Below are 20,340 nucleotides of genomic sequence, written 5' to 3'. Positions count from 1 at the left end.
ACCACCATGAGACTCAAGGCAAAGATTTTCCTCCTGGCGATCGTGCCATTCCTGCTCGCGATCGCCGGCATCGGCTTCGGCGTGCGCCAGCAGGCGACGTCGCTCGCGCGCACGCAGCACGCGACGATCCAGGCCGCCTACCTGTCGAGCAAGGAAATCGAGCTGAAGCATTACGTCGAACTCGCGACGAGCGCGATCATGCCGCTGTACGACGCGAGCGGCCGCAATGCGCGCGACGACGCGTTGCTGCGCACGCAGGCGCTCGCGATGCTGCAGAAGATGGATTTCGGCCCCGACGGTTATTTCTTCGTCTACGACCTGCACGGCAATGCGCTGATGCACCCGCGCGAGCCCGAGCGCGTCGGCCACAACTACTGGTCGATGCGCGACCCGCAGGGCGCGCTGACGATCCAGCAGTTGATCGGCGCCGCGTCGCACGGCGGCGGCTACGTGCGCTACACGTGGCAGCGACCGTCGACGGGCAAGCCCGCGCCGAAGCTCGGCTACGTCGTCGCGCTCGAACGCTGGGGCTGGATGGTCGGCACCGGCATCTATCTCGATGACGTCGACACCGCGCTGCAACGCATCGACGCGCGCGCGTCCGCGAACATCGAGCGGACGATGAGCTGGCTCACCGCAATCGCGCTGACCGGCGCGGCGGCGATCGCCGTCTGCGCGCTGGTGCTGAACGTCAGCGAATCGCGCAGCGCCGACGCGAAGCTCAAGCAGCTCGCGCAGCGTGTCGTCGAATCGCAGGAGCAGGAGCGCGAGCGGCTGTCGCGCGAACTGCATGACGGGATCAGCCAGATGATGGTGTCCGCGAAGCTGATGCTCGAATCCGCGCTCGCGCGCTTCGAGCGCGGCGCGACGCGCATGCCCGAAGCCGAGCAGGCGCTCGCGTCCGGCGTCGGGCGGCTCGGCGACACGCTGCGCGAAGTGCGGCGCATCTCGCATGCGCTGCGCCCGGCGATGCTCGACGATCTCGGCCTCGCGGCCGCGCTCGAGCAGCTCGTGCGCGAGCTCGGCGCGGAAAGCGGCATCGACATCGGCTATACGCAGGTCGCGCACAGCGGCGCGCGGCCGTTGCCTGCGCCGGTCAATACGGCGCTGTTCCGGATCGCGCAGGAAGCGCTCAGCAACATCGTGCATCATGCGCAGGCGTCGCGCGCGGCCGTCACGCTCGACGTCGGCGCGCATTCCGCCACGCTGACCATCGCCGACAACGGCTGCGGCTTCGACGCCGAGCGGTCGCAGACCGATGCGCGCCGCGGCATCGGGCTGCGCAACATGCGCGAGCGCCTCGACGCGCTCGGCGGCACATTGACGATCACGTCGCAGGTGGGCCACACCGTCGTGGCCGCGCGCGTGCCGCTGCGCGCCGCCTGAGCACGCGCCCCATAACCGGAGACCTTTGCCCATGAGCGCCCCCGATACCGTCCAGCCCGCCGCCCGACTGCTGCTCGTCGACGATCACCCGCTGGTGCGCGACGGCCTGCGGATGCGGCTCGAGGCGGCCGACCTGTCCGTGGTCGGCGAAGCCGGCAACGCGGACGAGGCGCTCGCGCTCGCCGCGTCGCTCGAGCCCGATCTCGCGCTGATGGACGTCGGCATGAACGGGATGAACGGCATCACGCTCGCCGGCGTCTTCCACGAGCGCTTTCCGGGGATTCGCGTGCTGATGCTGTCGATGCACGACAACATCGAATACGTGACGCAGGCCGTGCGCGCCGGCGCGAGCGGCTATCTGCTGAAGGATTCGCCCGCGAGCGAGATCGTGCGTGCGATCGGCGCGGTGCTCACGGGGCAGACGTTCTTCAGCGAAGGGCTCGCCGCGCGGATGATCCAGGCGAGCGCGGCCGCGTCGCCGCTCGACCGCCTGACGCCGCGCGAACGCGACATCCTCGATGCGCTGGCCGAGGGGCTGTCGAGCAAGCAGATCGCGCAGCAGACGGGGCTGTCGGTGCGCACGGTGGAAACGCACCGGCTCAATCTGAAGCGCAAGCTCGAGATCGAAGGGCAGGCGGAGCTGATCAAGTTCGCGGTCGAGCATCGGCGGCGGTAGCGCCCCGACACGGGTGCCGCGTCATTCCGAACCCGCAACGAAAAAGGGCGCCCGAGGGCGCCCTTGATGCATGCCGGCATGCTGAACATGCCGGCCGACCGGCGGCGATCAGTTCGTCCGCGAGTTGTGCTTCTGCAGATACGCGATCAGGCCGTCGATGCCGCCCGACGCGAGCTGGCCCTTGAACTGGCCCTGGTAGACCTGGATCAGCCACGCGCCCGACATGTCGATGTCGTAGATTTTCCAGTCGTTGCCGACCTTGCCGAGGCGATAGCCGACCGACTGGCTGTCGCCAGGCGTCGTGACCGTCGACTGCACCAGCGCATCGGCGCCCGACGCGCCGCCGGCCTTGAACGAGAACTTCGCGTCCTGGCCGCCGAGCTGCGCGAGCGACGCGGCATAGGTGCGCGTCATCAGCAGCTTGAACTGCTTGTACAGCTCCTGCTGCTGTTGCGGCGTCGCCTGCTTCCAGGCATCGCCGACCGCGATGCGGGTCGTGCGTTCGAAGTTCGTCGCGGGCAGGAAGCGCTGCTCGACGACTTGCGTGACTTTCGCCATGTCGCCGCCGCGCGCACCCGGATCGGCCTTCATCGCGTTGACGGTGCCTTCGACCGCATTGCGGACGATGTCGACGGGCGCGCTCTGCGCGAAAGCGGAAACCGACACGGCGGCCGCCGCGACGAAAGCAAACAGATGACGTTTCATACGGATATCGCACTCGATGAGAAAAAACGGCCGGCGGATTGCATCGGTGGCATTGGCCGGTGGGTCGAAGTATAGCGGCCCGGCGGCCGGCCTGCCGCGCGGTGACCGACTGTTACCTTTCAACCCCTTTTGTCACAGGCCCCGCCACGGCACGATGCCGGTCAATTATGTAAGTATCCCCATACGAATCGCCGGGCGCTGCGCGCCGATTCCTGCGCCGCGGAGCAAATATCCTTCCCGCCCCTTTACGCTCCATCGTCGCGACCGACGCCACGTTGCGCCGGTATACTCGTTGTTTTGTCCTTGCCAGCCCCTCCCCACCGCCACATGGTGACATCTCTCATCGTCCGACTCGTCGCATGGTCGGTACGCCGCCCCGTCTGGGTCGTCGTGCTGTCGCTCGTCGTCGCCGTCTTCAGCGGCGTCTACGTCGCGCAGCACTTCAAGATCAACACGGACATCAGCAAGCTCGTCGACGCGGAACCCCAGTGGGCCGCGCTCGGCCAGGCCGTCGACAAGGCCTTCCCGCAACGCAACGGCACGATCCTCGCGGTGGTCGAGGCCCCGGCACCCGAATTCGCGACCGCCGCCGCGCATACGCTCACCGAAGCCCTGCAGAAGCAGGCCGACGCCGGCCGCGTCGGCCAGGTCGCCGAACCCGGCGGCGGCCCGTTCTTCGAGCACAACGGGCTGCTGTTCCTGTCGCCGCAGGAAGTGACGGACACGACGACGCAGCTCGCAAGCGCACGGCCGCTCGTCAACGAACTCGCGAAGAACCCGAGCCTGACCGGGCTCGCGACCACGCTGTCCACCACGCTTGGCCAGCCGCTCCTGACCGGCCAGGTGAAGCTGCCCGCGATGGCGAAGCTGCTTGCGCACAGCGCCGCGACGGTCGACGACGTGCTGGCCGGCAAGCCCGCCGCGTTCTCGTGGCGCGGGCTGGTCGACAGCGATGCCGCACGCCAGCCGGCCCGCGCGTTCGTCACGGTGCAGCCGGTCGTCAACTACGGTGCGCTGAAGGCCGGCGCCGAAACGACCCAGGTGATCCGCGACACCGCGAAAGCGCTCGGCCTCGAGCAACGCTACGGCGCGATCGTGCGCCTGACCGGCGAACAACCGCTCGCCGACGACGAATTCGCATCGGTGGAAGACGGCGCCGCGCTCAACGGCGCGCTCACGCTCCTCGCCGTGCTCGTGATCCTGTGGCTCGCGCTGCGCTCGAAGCGGATGATCGGCTCGGTGCTGGTCACGCTGTTCGTCGGCCTCGTCGTGACCGCGGCGCTCGGCCTCGCGATGGTCGGTTCGCTGAACATGATCTCGGTCGCGTTCATGGTGCTGTTCGTCGGCCTCGGCGTCGACTTCTCGATCCAGTACGGCGTGAAATACCGCGAGGAACGCTTCCGCGATCCGCGCATCGACCACGCGCTGATCGGCGCCGCGCACTCGATGGGCATGCCGCTCGCGCTGGCCACCACGGCGGTCGCGGCGAGCTTCTTCTCGTTCATTCCCACGGCCTATCGCGGCGTGTCCGAGCTTGGCCTGATCGCGGGCGTCGGGATGTTCGTCGCGCTGCTGACCACGCTCACGCTGCTGCCCGCGTTGCTGCGCCTGTTCGCGCCGCCGGGCGAATCGAAGACGCCGGGCTTTCCGTGGCTCGCGCCGGTCGACGACTTCCTCGATCGCCATCGCAAGCCGATCCTGATCGGCACGCTCGCGGTCGTGATCGGCGCGCTGCCGCTGCTCGCGTTCCTGCACTTCGACTTCAATCCGCTGCACCTGAAGGATCCGAACAGCGAATCGATGGCGACGCTGCTCGCGCTGAAGGATTCGCCCGAAGCGGCCGTCAACGACGTCACGCTGCTCGCGCCGTCGCTCGCCGAGGCCGACGCAGCCGCGAAGCGCCTCGATGCACTGCCGGAAGTCGGTCGCACGACGACGCTGTCGACCTTCGTGCCGGCCGACCAGCCGGCCAAGCGTGCGGCGATCGCCGCGGCCGCGAGCGACCTGCTGCCCGCGCTGACGCAACCGGCCGCGCCGGCCGCGACCGACGCGCAGCGCGTCGCCGCCCTCAAGCGCGTGTCGGACCTCCTGAGCTACGCAGCGGAAGATCACCCGGGCCCAGGCGCGGCCGCCGCCCAGCATCTGTCGGCATCGCTCGCGAAGCTCGCCGCCGCCGACAGCGCGACGCGCGACCACGCCGAACGCGCGTTCTCCGACACGCTGCGCATCGCGCTCAATCAGCTCGCGACGCTGCTGCAGCCGCAGGACATCACGCGCGACGCGCTGCCGCCGCAGCTCGTGCGCGACTGGATCGCGCCGGACGGTCACGCGCTCGTGCAGATTTCGCCGAAGGTGCCGAAGGGCGTCGACCCGAACGACGACACGATGCTGCGCCGCTTCGCGAAGGCGGTGAAGGCCGCTGAGCCGGGCGCGATCGGCGGCCCGATCTCGATCCTGCATTCGGCCGACACGATCATCAACGCGTTCCTGCACGCGGCGCTGTGGTCGATCCTGTCGATCACGATCCTGCTGTGGATCACGCTGCGCCGCTTCGGCGACGTGCTGCGCACGCTGGTGCCGTTGCTCGTGTCGGGGCTCGTCACGCTCGAGATGTGCGTCGTGCTCGGCATGTCGCTGAACTTCGCGAACATCATCGCGCTGCCGCTGATGCTCGGCGTCGGCGTGGCGTTCAAGGTGTACTTCGTGATGGCGTGGCGCGCGGGCCAGACGGGCCTGCTGCAGTCGAGCCTCACGCACGCGGTGCTGTTCAGCGCCGCGACGACCGCAACCGCCTTTGGCAGCCTGTGGCTGTCGCATCATCCGGGCACGTCGAGCATGGGCAAGCTGCTCGCGCTGGCGTTGACCTGCACCCTGATCGGCGCCGTGGTGTTTCAGCCCGTCCTGATGGGCAAACCGCGCGTCAAACGCGCCAAAGAACGAATCGCAAGGAAATAATGAACAAGGTGCGAATCATTGCGGCGACCGTCGCTGCCAGCGCGGTGCTGAGCGGCTGCGCGACGGGCCCGAACCGCAACCCCAACGACCCGCTCGAGCCGATGAACCGGGCGATGTACAAGTTCAACGACACGGTCGACACGAACATCGCCGTGCCGATCGCGAAGGGTTACCAGAAGGTCACGCCGACGCCCGTGCGCACCGCGATCAGCAACTTCTTCTCGAACCTCGGCGATCTCGGCAACATGGCCAACAACCTGTTGCAGTTGCGCATCACCGATGCCACGCAGGATCTGATGCGCGTGGCGATGAACTCGGTGTTCGGTGTCGGCGGCCTGATCGACATCGCGACGCCGGCCGGCCTGCCCAAGCATCACCAGGATTTCGGGCTGACGATGGCGCGCTGGGGCGTACCGTCCGGCCCGTACCTCGTGCTGCCCGTGTTCGGGCCGAGCACGATCCGCGATGGCGTCGGCCGCGCGGTGGACGTCCGCTTCAACCTGCTCAACTACATCGAGCCGGCCGCGCGCAATCCGATGTACATCGCGCAGTTCATCAGCGCGCGTTCGGACCTGCTCGGCGCGACCGATCTGCTGAAACAGGCGGCGCTCGATCCGTACTCGTTCGTCCGCGATGCGTATCTGCAGCAACGCAAGTCGCTGACGTATCGCGGCCAGTCGGCATCGGCCGCGCCGCCGAACTACACCGAGCCGGGCGAATCGGGCGCGGTGCCGGCGGCCGCGCCGACCGTGCCGGGCTTGCCGAATTACGAGGATCCGGGCGAGTCGGGCGGCACATCGGGCACGACACCGGGCAATGCGCCGGCCGCGCCGGGGTTGCCGCAGTATGAGGATCCGGGTGCCGACGGCGCGACGATCGCGCCAGCGATGCCGACGGTACCCGCGAGCGGTCCGGCCGTGCAGTAACGCCAGCGGCCTCAAAACCGCTCGCCCCAACCCGCGCTCACGAATTACCGGCAGCCTGCTCAGCGGCAGCGCCCGCGCGGGCCGCTATCCGGCAGATTGAATCGCCATCGCGCTCGGACACTGGAATGTCTTCAGCACATCGCACGTCTGCGTGCTCGCGACACCTCCTGTACTCGCGATGTGGAGTGCGGCTTCTCGACCGCTAAAAGGTCATGTCGGGCGGGGCCGGGTATGTCGACGCATCGTCGCGGGATATCCGATTGCAGGGGGAACTGGGCGGCGGTGGAAAAACGGAAGCGTGGCCGCAAGTTGTGCGCAGCGCTTCCTGGTCGTTATGGCAAGACGATATGCTTTATCCAGGACGGCGCCCAATAACCAATACATATCCCGCCCAATGCTGCGAGTAAATAGCCATCTGCTCCAGACTTCAACATCAAAGCCATCAGCAGGCTCCCCGCGACCGAACAGGAAACTTGCCAGAGAGTCGGATGCCGAAAAGCCTTTGGCTCCAGCTCCGGTACTGCTATGGCGCCGAAAAAGGCACCCATTACACCAAGAACAGTGATTGTGACCATTGAGTACCCCACCGATATTCCTCCAAACACAACAAATGCAACGGAGGAGGCGCCGACAATGGAAACAATCGTTTTGACATGAGTGATTTTCCACCGGATCATCAATTACCCTCGGTTTTGCAACGACGCTGTTGTTGAAGACATCGAGATGCGCTTCTCCTTCTGAACTACTGGAGTAGCATCGCGCGGCAGCCCCACCGGGGGGCCACTGTCCTGTAGATTAAACATCGGCATCGAGCCGGGACACCGGAACGTCGTCAGAACATCGCTTGTCAGCGGGTTCGCGACGCTTCCTGGGCTCGCGATGTCGAGTGCTGCCTCACGACCATCAAATCTGAACGCGACTCGCGTGCGGCCCGGCGTGGCAGCCTCGACCACGCGACCTTTCCGGAGCAACCGCATCAACGCCCATGGCCCGTCGGCAGCAATCGTCGACGTGTCCGGCCGGATGCGCGGGCTCGCGCTGATCTGAGCATGGATGCCACCACGCGGTCCCGGCCATGTGACTGCGAAGGGCGCGACCGGGCCATGTCGATAGAGCGTTGTCTGTCCGTCGATATCGAGCGACAAGCGCAAAATCGTCGGGTCGAGTTCAGGAACTCGGATATCCGTTTTCCAGCTCGGCCGCCTGCGATCGGGATCGGTGAAGAAGATGTCGCGAATCGCCTTCGCATGCTCGAATGGCTCGAGGTCCGGCCCCTGAACGGGTTCGGTCGCGCCCGGCAGCGTCCGGTAGCGCCATGGCTTGGCGGCAGTGTCGACGAACGGTGCAAGCGTCTTCGTGAAGAAGTCATCGATCACACCGCCTGGCGCGAACATGCGCGTGAAATCGTCAATGCCGACATCGCGCTTGCTGTCGGGTGAGAACGGGTAGTTTCCTTCGATCGTCATTCGACACGTGTCCACGACTGCCGTCTGCATCTGGCGTGACAGTAACTGGCCGATACCTTGATTCACCCCGCGCGAGCCATCATCAGCGAGTTGCCGCAAGACTGCCCGGAAAGGCGCGGGCATCGTGTCAGCCGTCATCTTGAGCTTCGCAGCGTTCTCGCTTACCGGTGGCATATTGTTGTTCAGTAGCGCATTGTCGGAAATCGTGAGCGTTTTGTAGTAGTCATTCAACAAACCAGTGACGCCCTCCAGGCCCGATTTGCCCGCCGACGTCCCGGCCAGCGGCGCGTTCGATCGGGCATCAGCATGGCCCATCACCACTTCACGCAATGCCGCGAAATGGCTATCGACCAACTCGCGCTCAACGTGCTCCAAACCACGCGCCCCCAACATCTTCTCGGCCTTTTGGTTGACAACCCCAGTCGCTTTTTCCAGCAAGGACCCGTCCGGTCTCGTCATCGGCTGCGTCAGCGTCGTTTCGTTTGCCGCCGCCCGCACGAGACGGATCAACGGCGAATCGGGTGCAGCGAGGGTTCTCAGTACCGTCAAGTTAAATGCAAGGCTCGTTCCGCTCACGACGCGAATGTCGTCAAGAAATGCGTCCCATTGCTGAGCGTATTCGGTCAGGTACTGACGCGTGATCGCTGTCGACAGCGCGTCGCCGTTTCGGATCGACACGTTCAATGCGCCTGCTGCATTTTTGGCGGAATCATCCAGCGTCCGGCGCCCCATCACCCAGGCATCGTCTTCGCTTGCCGTCTGAAGGAATTCTGGCAAGCGCTTGCTGAACACCGCCCGATAACCCTCCAGCGTAAAGATTCCCGGCACGCCACTGGATAACGGCGCTCCGCTGGCTCGAGTAAACACCACGCCCGCTCGTGGCCCCACCGCACGCAGTAGCGAAAACTCGTCCGGCGCATCGTTGGACATCGCCGCTTTAGCGCGCTGGTAAAGACGATCAATCGAATTACTGCCATCGAGAAATGCCCGCGCCTGCTGGATCAATCGCTCGTTACGGGACAGCGGCGACTGAACGACATGTCCCTCGGAAAACAATCGCTGTACGTGGTCGATCATTGCGGCACGCCCTCCGAACATCGCCGCGCTGTCGTGCCGCGCCCAATCTTCCAGCACCCACATCTTGACGTCATTCGCGTGGAACCTTGCCCTGTCGAAAAGCATCAAGTACACGCGCAACGCGTCGTAAGCGGCCTTGGCATCACCGCTCGCAGCAGCATCTGCAATCACATGCTCCATCCGGTGGGCAATTTGCGGCAACACAACCTGCTCCGACAGGGCCTCGTACGCATGGCGGCTGTCGGACTCGATCATTTCGAGACGGTCTGCTCCGACACGAAGGACGACGTCAGAATCGGTGGCGAGGCGCGTCGTGTCGCGCAACAGTTCATGCGCACTTTCCAGCGCCGTCGGCACACGCTCCGGATAAGTGGAAAGATCGCTTCGTGCCAGCAAAGCGGCCAGTGTGCGTACCTTTTGCCCTAGCGTGGCAAGAGATGTCCGTTGCGCAACGAAGCCATTCCAAAGATGCGCACACAACCCCGCCGCGATCAGCCATGCGAGCGAGTGTCCCAGCCACCGCTGCAGTCGCGCGCGATGCTCCCGATTCCGGTTCGGGTATGCGAGATGCCCTTCACGAAATACGACCCCGAAAAACAAATCGCGCAGGAAGTAGCTGGTTTCGCCAAGGTCTCGTCTGGGGGTACTCCGTTGCACGCCGAATGCGCCAATCATGCGTTGCAACAGCGTTTGACGTTCCGCAGCAACCTGCCGGCCGGTCTGTCCCGCGCTCGTCAGGTAGACGCCGCGGAACATCGGATGCGGTGCGCCGGTGGAACCGTTGGCGGCTCCGGCGAACACTTGTTCGATCAAGTCAGCCAACGGGTTCGTGAGGGCCGCAAACGCCTCTGGCAGCATTGCCAGTTGGCGGCGACGCGTCACATCGGTTTCGTTGCGAAGCAGGCCACTCACTCCATCGGCAAGACGCGTGGCCAGCAGGTTCAGTTCCGTCCTGATCGCATCGTCCGCCCACACTTCCGCGTCGGACCGCAACGTCACGCCCCATATCTGCGCACGCTCCGGCTCCCCGAGCGAAGCGAAATAGTCAGTGAAGCCCGGAAGCCGGTCCGATTTCGTGACAATCAACCAGACGGGAAACCCGGTCCCGAACTCGGCTTGCATCTCATCGAGACGTGCCCGCAATGCACGGCCCTCGGTCGCACGTACGGTGAGATCCGCATGCGTCAGGGCAGCGACATTGACCGTCAACAGCGCACCATTCAGCGGAAGCCGGGGCCGGATACCGCGAAGCAGCCGAAGAAATCCTTTCCACTCCGCGGTATCAGCCTGCTCGCGAACGGTGCTCACGTCGGCCGATCGCTTGTGCCGTTTCCCGTCAATCGACATATGCGACGACTCAGCCGTCAGCGAGTAGCACGACGTACCGTGCTGTACGTAGTGGCCCGGCGTATCAATCAGCATCGCTTCGTTGGTCAACCGCCAACCCGGCAAGGTCCGAGCGTCATCCGGTGCGAGCGAATGCTGAAGTTGCGCATCGAGCGGAAAAGCCAGACCCGCATTGAGCAGCGCCGTGGTCTTGCCTGCCCCCTTCGAGCCCAGCACGACATACCACGGCACGTCGTAGAGATACGCGGCTCCTCGAAACAGCCGCGCCAGCCTCCCGGCGCCTCCGCGTCGGGCCTTCAACTGCGTGATCGCCGCGCGACACATGTCTTCGATCTCCGCCAGGCGCGATTCGGCCAACGGCCGATCGCCCCGCTTGCCGAGTCGAAGCAACCGTCTGAGCTGGCTCGGGTGCCGATGCATGCGCCTCCACCACCGAATCAACATAGAGGCCGCATAAACGAGCACAACACCGGCCACGGCCAGAATGCGGATCGTCACGGATGCGAACACCGGCTTACCAGCCAGCGTCAGCAATGGAAAGACATGCCAGATCGCAAGGCAGAGCAGCGCGACGATCACGATGCTCGTCGACCAGTCGATCAACCACAGGATCCATGCGGAGAAAACCAATACGATCAAAGTCAACCGAATGCCGGTCGACTCGAGCGGCTTCAGCCCACCGAAACTCAGCAGCGGGCCCGCAAACCAGATCACGACAGCAGCAACGATCACCGTCGCGATTGCCCATGGATGACGCGAACGTAGAAACGAGAGAATCTTCTTCATGTGTGCGGTGCATGGCGCCCAACTCGCACTACCGTGCTGGACTGGCCTTCGGTGGGTCGATCGCGCTGCTTGTCGCTACGCGTGCAATGTTGGCGAGCTGTCGCTGCACGTCGTCCACTTGCGCGCCCAACTCAATGCGGCAAAAGGCATACAGTGCGCAGAGCGTCACTGACAGAAATGCCACCGACATCCACACGGGAATTTCGAAACAGGAAGTTCGCCGATCCGTTGAGATAGATTGCGCGTGGGGTGAAAGCGCATCGGGAACAGGTGGCAGATGAACGGCAATCGCATTGTAAATTCGCTCTCGTACGCGGTCGTGCGCGCCGAACGTCCTGCCATGCGGATACCGACCTTCAAATCCCAGGCTGAAAATCCGGTAGATCACTTCGAGCAACGGCCAATGGTCAGCGTCGTCTTTCAGCAAGCGTAGCGACAGCACGTAGATCTTCGACCCGCCCTGGTTGTCTTCCCCAATCCGTTGAGTCAACGCGCCTGACGCCCATGCGACACTCCCCGACGTGTCGTCTCGCGCCGCAAGTGCGCGCATTGCGGCTTCGTCCAGCGCCGTACATAGGCAATATCGTGCGCCGATCGTGTGTTCATCGCGAATGCTGGCCCGCACACACAGGCGCTCGAACACGCGAATCTCGTCCATCAGCAGGTCGCGCAAGCGTTCGTCCTGGCCGATGCTAATTAGCGCTGGCATATCGACAAACGCTCGAAGCAACACTCTGCTTGCCTCCAGCAAGGCATTACGGTGACCAATTACCGCTGCCAGCCTCGTCTGCTCGTCTTCGGGCGGCGAAAGCGGTCCCAATAGGCGACCGCGGCGCGAGTTGGTGCGCCGGTCCAAATTCTTGTCGGAGAGAAAGGTGCCGTTCGGTCGTCGCGGTGGTGCGAGTGCGCGTCGAGCCGACACGATCCTGGGCATGTTAATGGCCTGGGTCATGCTCGGGTGAATTCAAAAATCGATTCATTGCACTCAACATAAGGAAGATCAAACCGTAGGGCCGTCGTCGGACACCACCAGAGTCGCGCCGCAATTCGTGTCGCTGCCATGATGAGCAATTTGACGGCCGTTGATCGTGCCAAAGCCACCGTTGGTAATGACGCCCGGGCCATGCAGCGGGCACGACACGGAATCGCCCACGCATGCCGCGGGACGACCATTGATCGCGACACCAGCGCTAGCTGACGTGACTTCGCCGCCATGGGTAGTCAACGTGCCGAGGGTTGCAACGAAAGTTGACATTCGTAAACACCTCAAAATAAATTGTCCGCGGACAAAATTTCACACTTCAAAAACATAACGCTACTCACGCCCTCTGGGTTTCCTCAAAAAAACCGCCAAAACAGAACAGATACACATATAAATAACGGAGCAAATTACAAACAACACCCCCCAAAACATCTCTTCACCGGCTCATAAAAAAATGCAAGCGGCGAAAAAATAATACATATAACCACATCCCATCTATTCTTTTTCGCATTTTTTCTCCTCACCCAACATACACTTCCCACCCTGCTTGATTCCCTGCCACGCCGCCTGCACAGTCAATTCTCGTTTGATCGATGCCTTTTTAAGGTCCACACACGCCTTCAATTTTTCCGCACGATTTACCGTATTAGCTGATTTAGCAGATAGAGCTTTAATAGCCTTGATGGATCCAGTCACGCTTTTCTAGTTACCCCAAGGATCCATGATGCTTGCACGATCACCTTCCGCGTACGACAGCGACCTGACGGTCGCGAGGCGATGCTGCGGTGGAACTATTCATGGAAATCTAATCGGTGAGCAATCGTTAACGGGCGCCGTGTGCTGACGAGACGCAGTTCAAAAATGTGGGGACACGCCCTACCCGACTGGCCACTCGAGGCGGAATCGCTTTATTCAGTGACGGCGAGCAGGCCCGGACCCTGACTGCCTTCCTTGCAAGCGGCTATCCCATCCCGAAGAGCGAATCAATGACGTTCTTTATCCATGCCTTGAAATCCCTCCACGTGAGTTTATTTTGATGCCAGCCATTTCCAAAAAAACAAACGACCACGCGACAGTAAAATTAATGGCCATACATATGCTGAGGAATGAAAAGAGGCTCATTATAAAATCGTTCCGACATCCTTGATGATTTAAAGTCGTTTCTCTTTCGACTTGATGGCCCCGTTCTTCGGCTGGCTACGGCTTCAGTTGCACGGGGGCCAGCAAGCCAAAATCAAGCCCCTTCGCCACGAGTTGCTGGACGATATCCTTCAAAAGACCTTTATCGTTAGTCAGGGAACCGATCGCCATCACAGCCTCGCGACATTTCTCGGAATCGGTGGCACAACTATGATCAGCAGGTAATCTGCTGGCGCGCGCCGCGATATTGACGGCCATCGTGACCACCATGATGTTCGGGACATATTTGCCTTGATAGAAATCGGCAAACCAAGTATCCAGGCGATCCCATTCGCGCCGGGCAACGTTGTCCGCGTTCTCGCAATCGTCAAAGGTGACGGCACGGGAGGTCCCACCGGCGCCAGTACAAACCAGCGCAACCTTGCCCCCCACCTGCCATGCGGTCATGCGCGATGTTTGTTCACCGTGGGCAATCGCGCGCACTTGCGTTGCCCCGGTGTCGGCATAGGCGAGCACCGTGCGATCCGGACCGTCGGCCCACACCGCCTCGATCGTGCCCGACACAAGCACACGCCTGCTCAGAAACCGTTGATTGGTTTTGGCGTCGTCTCCACTTTCGTAGAAGCGAGCAATTTCCGGTGCTGTCGCAACGTCGATATTGAAGGCCTGCGCGGCGTAGTTCTTTTGCCCCTCTGCGAAAGCACGTACATCGTCCCGTCGGATAAGCGTTAGAAGAGCAGTTTCACCTTCACTTGGAACATAACCTTCGGCAGCGCAGAGCGACGGAGCAAGCGCCGCAATCAGCACCGCGCAGAATTTAGCTCGAAGGCTCGCCTTCGTGGATTGAAACGAGGAAATGATGCCGAACATTGCTTCACCTAAATCGATTGACTTACCGCGCCTGATTTCTAGAAAGAGGAAATTCGCACCCGTTTCCCACACCCCATGCAGTAAGCGCAAATACCGTTAGAATCAAAATGGCCGAACCATACATACAAACCAAAATAGCTATGGAGAACGCCTTGCTCTCAAACATGAAGACGCGGCGATACATCTCAAACATGCCAGAGAATGTATTCATGTCGACTCCCCGTCTCTTACAAAAGTGAAACGCCAAAATAACGCCACCAACTATCATCACCGCGCAAACCACGAAGATGAGTACTCTGATGAACTGAATCAGCTCACACATAGACACCTCAAAATATCGGCACGGAAACAGCCGGCGATACCGGCGTCTTGATTTCTGGCCCTGCGCCAATGGCGGGGCCAATGTAAAGCTCGGGCCAGGTTGACGTTTGCCCAATTTCAATTGAAAAAACACCAACAGAGATACCAATCCCTGCTGCTGCCTTTAGATCTTTGGCATCTGGATCCCTGAACTTCAATCCGCAAGAGGCGGATACGCGTGCCCCTGCCGCAGCCATGGGGACACTAAGCTGTCCACTCAACCCTGTCTTTTCGTTGACTGCAACACCAATGGAACCGCCAGTGCCTGCCGCGAGCGTGCCTGATGCTCTGCACTCTCCCGTCATGATCGGCCGGGGCGTTGGGGCTACCATCTCGGACACTTGTTCCGGGCTGTAGCCCTCTTGTATCGCCCACATGCCCAAACTTGCCCGTTCAGCCACTCCGGGCATATTGAAGCCTGCGAAGCACTGTTGCAGACCTAACGGGTCCACTCCCATGGTCGGCGAGTTCCGCACATAGGCATACAGGTTGTAGCCACCGAGTAGACCGATCGGGTCTTTCGAGACGTAACGCCCGACATCCGGGTCGAAATAGCGGTAGCGGTTGTAGTGCAGCCCCGACTCCACATCAAAGTACTGCCCCGGAAACCGTATCGGATTGTCAATGGCATGCGCCAGTCTCCGGGCCGTGCGTCCATACGCGCTTAGATCCGCCGCCCACACCACCTCGCGCTGTTCGTCGTACAGTTCCTGCGGCGTCCCCAGGTGATCCGTCACGTAATGCCATGCCTCACCGTCCGCCAGCCGCGTCAGCGGCCCCTCATGATCCGGATGCGGCACATACGTCACCGCCTGGTCCTCATGCGACGAGCGCCCGCTCCGCACCTCCTGCATCATCCAGTCGCCGTCCCACATGAACAGCGTCGTCTGTCGTGCGCCAGTCGCCTGCGTATGATGCTTCGCCACCCGCCGCCCGAGCGCGTCGTATTCGTACTCGCTCCTCGCACCATCCGCGTGTTCGATCGCGATCAGCTGATGGCTGCCGTCGTACCGATACTGCGTCACGTCCGGCGCTTCTGTCGGCTCCTCGTACTTCGGCGTCCCCGTCAGCACTTCCATCACGCGCAACAGGTGCTCCGTCCCGCGCTGGCTGCGCTGCTCCGCTGCCGTCAGTTCCGGCTTCGGCGGCAACGGCACCGTCCGTGCGATGCGGTTACCGTGCCCGTCGTACGTAAAGTCCACCGGTCGATCCGGACGCGTCTGCGGCGCAAACCGCAGCAAGCGATCGCCGCTCGCCTTCCACGCCTGCATCCCGTCCAAACTCGGGGCAGCGCCCAGCAGGTTCCCGGCCGGATCGTAATGAAACGCTTCCGTTCCGCTTGCCGCCGTGACGTGCGTCAGCCGGGATAGTGCGTCGTACCGATACGCCTTCTTGTCCCGCCACGCATCGTCCAGTGCCGTCAGTTGACCGGCCGCGTCATACGCCCACGCCCGCCACGGCCGCGGACGCTCCAGCGAGCGCCCTCGTTCATCGAGGTTCTGCCAGCGATGCGCCGCCAGCAGACCATTCGCGCCGTAACCAAAGTGATGCGACGCCGGCCCCTGCGTTCGCTGAATCTCGCGATGCAGCGCATCGCGCTCGAAGCTCGCCAGCGGATGCTCGTCCAGCAGAATGCCGTGCACATGCCCCGAGCCGTAGCGTTGCCACACCAGCGAGCCGACCTCCGGCACATGGGTCCATGACCGGTTGCCAATCTCGTCCAGCCCGTGCGCCAACCGCCACACCCGGCCGTGATGCGCCTGCACCTCCGCCGTGCGGCGCCCGGCCGCGTCATATTCGTAAGTGACCTGCACCGGCGCATGCCCCGGCGAAACCGCCTGCGCCTGCGTCAACAGTCCTCGCGCGTCGTACCGATAACTCGCCTGACTGCCGTCGCTCGATCTGCGCTCCACCGGGCGGCCGAGCACATCGTAAGTAACCTGCGTGGTGATCTGCCCATCCTGGCCGTGATCGATGCGCTCGACCAGTTCCCCCGCCGCGTTGTACCGATAGCTCTGCCGACGGCCGTCGAAACCGGTCTGCTCGATCAACCGGTTTCGGCTGTCGTAACGGAACGTCGTCGCTTCCTGGTTCGCATCGGTCAGCTTCGTCAGACGGTCAATCGCGTCATACCGGAACCGTTGCGTGCCGTCCGCCGGATCGATGACTTGCGTTCGCTGCCCGTATCCATCCCAGTCCACGCGCGTCACGCGTTTGAGCGGATCCGTATGTGCGACCGCCCGGCCCGCTTCATCGTATTCGACCCTCCACCAGCCCATGCCGGACGGCTGCACCGCCGTCACGCGCGCGGACAGGCTGCCGCTGTGGCGGCTGACCTGACCCAACGCATCCGTGGTCTCGATCAACTGGCCGAATTGATCGTACTGGTAGGTCGTCGTGTGCCCCGAGCAATCGATACGCGCCACAAGCTGGCCAGCGTCGTCCCATTGCATCTTCGTCACGTTGCCCAGTGCGTCCGTGCGAGCGACCGGCAAGCCGTTTTCGTGTGCGTAACGCGTCACGTTGCCGAGCGGATCGGTTTCGCTCGTCAGGTGGCCTTGCGCGTCGTAGCCGCGCTGCCAGATTTGGCCTGCCGGATCGGTGATCTGTTCCGGCAGGTTCGGGTCGTTGTAGCTGATGCGCGTGACCTGACCGGCCGGGTCGATGATCGACGTCGGGTTGCCCCGCGCATCGTTCACCATCCGCGTCGTGCGGCCGAGCGCGTCCGTATGGCCCGCGATGCTCCCCGTCTCGTCGAAATGCGTCTGCTCGATGCTGCCGTCCGGATGCACGATCTTCTCGACCGCCCACAGACCGTTGTAGTGGTATTCGGTCGTGTGCCCCAATCGTGATCCGGCCGGCTTCGTCCAGTTCGCAGCGTACGGCATGCCGATTGTTGCGAACGGTTTCCAGCCAGCCCTGTGCCGTATAGCCGAGCGTCAGACTCTGCCCGTCGCGTGTCGTGATGCGCTGCAACTGCCAGCGCGTCTCGTCGACCGGGTGACGGCCATAATGCTCTTCGACGCCGTTGCCGAAGCACAGCACATAGGTACGGCCCGAGGCATCGTCCTCACCGCGCGCCAGTGTGATCTTCTCGATCGGATGGAAGTGCTCTTCACCGGGGTTCAGCGCCGGAAACTGCAACTGCCGCCCGTCCGCATCGAAGTAGACCAATCCCGCCGAACTCGTGCGCACCTCGGTCGCATACGGCAACTTCCACGCCACGCCCAGACTGCCCTGGCGCTGGTCCGCACTTCGGTAGCTTCGGCTCCAGTGAATCGATACGCGGCCCGGCAACGTAAAGTCCGTATGCGACAGCACCTTCTGTCCCGTCGCCAGGTCGACCGGGTTCGCGCTGACGGTCTTCTTCGCACATTCCGCGCAATCGGCTTCGGTCACCGGCGCGAGGCCGCCGGCATCGCCGTTCGTCATGCTGATCGTCGGCGCTTGCAGGTAAATCGCCGTGCCTTTCAGGTGAATGCCGGACTCGTCGATCGTCACCCTCCCGCCAGGGCCCGTCAGTTGTGCCTGTTTCGCGCCCGACAGGCTGCTTTCGCCCGTGTCCGCGATGCGCAGCTGGTTGGCGTTCGAGCTCGATACCGGCGCCGGCAGTTGCGGCGCGAAGTCGGGCGACGGCTCGATCGGGTTCGCCTGATCGGCGCTCACCGCGTCGCCCACTGCCTTGCCGCGCACGGTCACCGTGTAGGTGTGTCCGACATCGGCCGTCCAGTCCTGCACGACGCGGTCGGTCCGGCTCCGGCCCACCGTGCTTGCCATGTGCAGCCCGACGTTACGCAGGTACAGCCCGCCCACGTTGACGTTGTATGCCATCCCGACGTTGAGCATGGCCCCCATGCCCACGCTCTTCACCGACGCGAGCGTCACCGTCTCGAACTTGTAGCCGCCGGTCGACAGCTTCCAGTGACGTCCGATCTGGTCGGTTTCGTCATGGCCGACCCGCTTCGTGCGGTCATGTCCCACGGTGTGCGTCTCGTCGGCCTCGATCACCGCATCCAGATTGCGCTCGGCCTGGATCCAGACCTGCTCTGCGCCTTTCTTGTCCTCGAAACGGATCGCATTGGCGTTGCCGTATCCGCCGCCCTTGGTCGAGCGCGTCAGGATCCCGCTTTGCGTCGCGTGCGCCGGCAACGACCACGGGGGCATCGTCATCGCGTTATAGACGCGCCCTGTCACGATCGGTCGATCCGGATCGCCGTTTTCGAAATCGACGATGACCTCGGTGCCCACGCGCGGAATATGGATGCCGCCGAAGTTGCTGCCGGCCCACGGATACGACACACGCACCCAGCAGGATGAATTCTGGTCCCTCACGTCGGACCGGTCCCAATGGAACTTGAGCGTCACCTCGCCGTTCTTGTTGGTCCAGATCTCCGCGCCAGCCGGACCGGTCACGATCGCCGTCTGCGGGCCGCGCGTGCGGGGTTTCGCGATGGTGCGCGGCGGGCGGAACACGGTGTTCGATGGCTGCACGGTGAACGTGCTGCGAATCGCGTAGGCGGAGAATCCCGTCGTCTCCCCGGTCTCCTTCACGTCCAGTTCCGACGCGATCACCAGATATTCACGGTTGGCGCTCGCCATCGGATGGCCGGCCAGTACAAACGTCGTGCCGCACACCACGTTGCGCAGCTTGCCCTCGCCCGTCGCGCGCTCGCCCTGCGCGTGAATCTCCTCCATGCGCACCCGTGCGAATGCGTGGCCGTCCTCCGTTTCCGTATAGTCGCCCGGCCACTCGTATCGTTCGAACTGGTTGTGTGCCGTGTCACGCGGCAAGCTGTTCTGCGTGGTCAGCGTCGCACCCGGCTTCTCGAAATCGAAATCGTCGGTGGTCCAGACACCCGACCGCAGGCGCTCCGTCGCTTCGAAGCGATCCACGTGCTCCCGGTCGATCTTCTGGCCAGGCGGGTAGTAGGCGAGCGTCTGGTACGCGATGCTTTCCACGGTCCGATAGGCGCCTGGACCGTCGACCAGCACCAAGCGATGCACGCCTTGCGAATGTTCGAAGAACCACGCGATGCCGTGTTCCTCCATCAATCGCTGGGCAAACGCGAAATCCGACTCGCCGTACTGGACCTGATAGCGCAGCGGCTTGTAGGTGCGGCCAACGCGCGTCTCGAACGAGTACAAGTACGGACTGAACACCTCGCGCAGAATGTCCAGCACGCTCTTGCGCTGGAAGATGCGATAGTCGGTTCGCTCGCGCGCCAGTGCGAACCAGGGCTCCAGCACGACCCGGTAACGTGACTGTCGATTCAGTTGATCCACGTAGCTTGCTGCCGTCACGACGCCGCTGATTTCTCGCGTGCCGGCCCCCAGATTGGCCGCCCCCGTCTGCCCTGCCATCCCGGCAACGAAACTGCCCATGCCGTCGAGCTGGATCGTGACGGTCAGTTCCTTGCCGAGCATCGCCTTGAGATCGAGGTTGGCCAGCAAGTCGCCCGGCAGCAGCGGATCGACTGGAGTCGTCAGCCAAAGTTCGTACGCGTACAGCGTGGAGAGCTGTTCGGTGCCCCGGATCGCGCTCAGGTGCAGCACCGATGCAATGCCTTCCAGCTCCGGCAACGCCGGGCCGCTGACCGAGAACGTCCGGTTTGTCTTGAAATTCAACATGCGTGTTGGCCCTCGTACGCTTGATTGTTGTTATGT

The 20,340-nt window shown here is 63.1% G+C and carries 10 protein-coding genes and 2 pseudogenes; 4 read left to right on the top strand and 8 right to left on the bottom strand.

The genetic code is table 11. The features are described from left to right. Positions 1–6 precede the first annotated feature (6 nt). Positions 7–1,386 (top strand): cache domain-containing protein, encoded by a 1,380-nt coding sequence (locus HWX25_RS23315; protein WP_059698177.1) that lies wholly within the window; start codon positions 7–9, stop codon positions 1,384–1,386. Between the two features lie 31 nt (positions 1,387–1,417). Further along, entirely contained in the window at positions 1,418–2,062 is a 645-nt protein-coding gene (locus HWX25_RS23310; protein WP_059528999.1) for a response regulator transcription factor, read from the top strand. A 108-nt stretch (positions 2,063–2,170) separates the two neighbouring features. Here HWX25_RS23310 and HWX25_RS23305 read toward each other — a convergent pair whose 3' ends face one another. Then, complete coding sequence (locus HWX25_RS23305) at positions 2,171–2,767, bottom strand: ABC transporter substrate-binding protein (RefSeq protein ID WP_175910757.1); 597 nt, start codon at positions 2,765–2,767, stop codon at positions 2,171–2,173. A gap of 327 nt (positions 2,768–3,094) precedes the next feature. On the opposite strand from HWX25_RS23305, the pseudogene HWX25_RS23300 reads away from it, so the two are divergent. Together HWX25_RS23300 and HWX25_RS23295 are read left to right on the top strand one after the other, a co-directional pair. Continuing rightward, positions 3,095–5,726, top strand: a pseudogene (locus HWX25_RS23300) (MMPL family transporter); the annotation flags it as partial. Further along, positions 5,722–6,648, top strand: a complete 927-nt coding sequence (locus tag HWX25_RS23295; protein WP_175910753.1) for a VacJ family lipoprotein — start codon at positions 5,722–5,724, stop codon at positions 6,646–6,648. The pseudogene HWX25_RS23300 and the gene HWX25_RS23295, both read left to right, overlap by 5 nt. 332 nt (positions 6,649–6,980) lie before the next feature. On the opposite strand, the gene HWX25_RS23290 is transcribed toward HWX25_RS23295, so the two are convergent. The 7 genes and pseudogenes from HWX25_RS23290 to tssI form a co-directional block, all read right to left on the bottom strand. After that, the gene (locus HWX25_RS23290; protein WP_175910751.1) at positions 6,981–7,325 is read right to left on the bottom strand and encodes a hypothetical protein; all 345 of its coding nucleotides are present in this window, start codon (positions 7,323–7,325) and stop codon (positions 6,981–6,983) included. 3 nt (positions 7,326–7,328) lie between these two features. Further along, positions 7,329–11,324 (bottom strand): type VI secretion system membrane subunit TssM, encoded by a 3,996-nt coding sequence (gene tssM, locus HWX25_RS23285; protein WP_175910749.1) that lies wholly within the window; start codon positions 11,322–11,324, stop codon positions 7,329–7,331. Between the two features lie 28 nt (positions 11,325–11,352). Next, on the bottom strand, positions 11,353–12,276 hold the full coding sequence (icmH, locus tag HWX25_RS23280) for a type IVB secretion system protein IcmH/DotU (protein WP_175910747.1): 924 nt from the start codon (positions 12,274–12,276) through the stop codon (positions 11,353–11,355). A 48-nt stretch (positions 12,277–12,324) separates the two neighbouring features. Beyond that, positions 12,325–12,579 carry a PAAR domain-containing protein gene (locus tag HWX25_RS23275; RefSeq protein WP_082725247.1) on the bottom strand — a complete coding sequence of 85 codons (255 nt, stop codon included), beginning with the start codon at positions 12,577–12,579 and terminating at the stop codon, positions 12,325–12,327. Positions 12,580–12,801: 222 nt separating this feature from the next. Continuing rightward, positions 12,802–13,002, bottom strand: coding sequence for a hypothetical protein (locus tag HWX25_RS23270; protein ID WP_175910745.1), 201 nt, complete (start codon positions 13,000–13,002; stop codon positions 12,802–12,804). Between the two features lie 501 nt (positions 13,003–13,503). Then, on the bottom strand, positions 13,504–14,316 hold the full coding sequence (locus HWX25_RS23265; protein ID WP_059689219.1) for a hypothetical protein: 813 nt from the start codon (positions 14,314–14,316) through the stop codon (positions 13,504–13,506). 836 nt (positions 14,317–15,152) lie between these two features. Beyond that, positions 15,153–20,304 (bottom strand): annotated as a pseudogene (gene tssI / locus HWX25_RS33915) (type VI secretion system tip protein TssI/VgrG); the annotation flags it as partial. Positions 20,305–20,340: the final 36 nt, after the last annotated feature.

This window comes from Burkholderia sp. BCC1640 (assembly GCF_902833125.1).
GTDB classification, from domain to species: Bacteria; Pseudomonadota; Gammaproteobacteria; order Burkholderiales; family Burkholderiaceae; genus Burkholderia; species Burkholderia diffusa.
The sequence above is the reverse complement of the archived record's forward strand: the minus strand, read 5'-3'. Positions and strand labels throughout refer to the sequence as shown.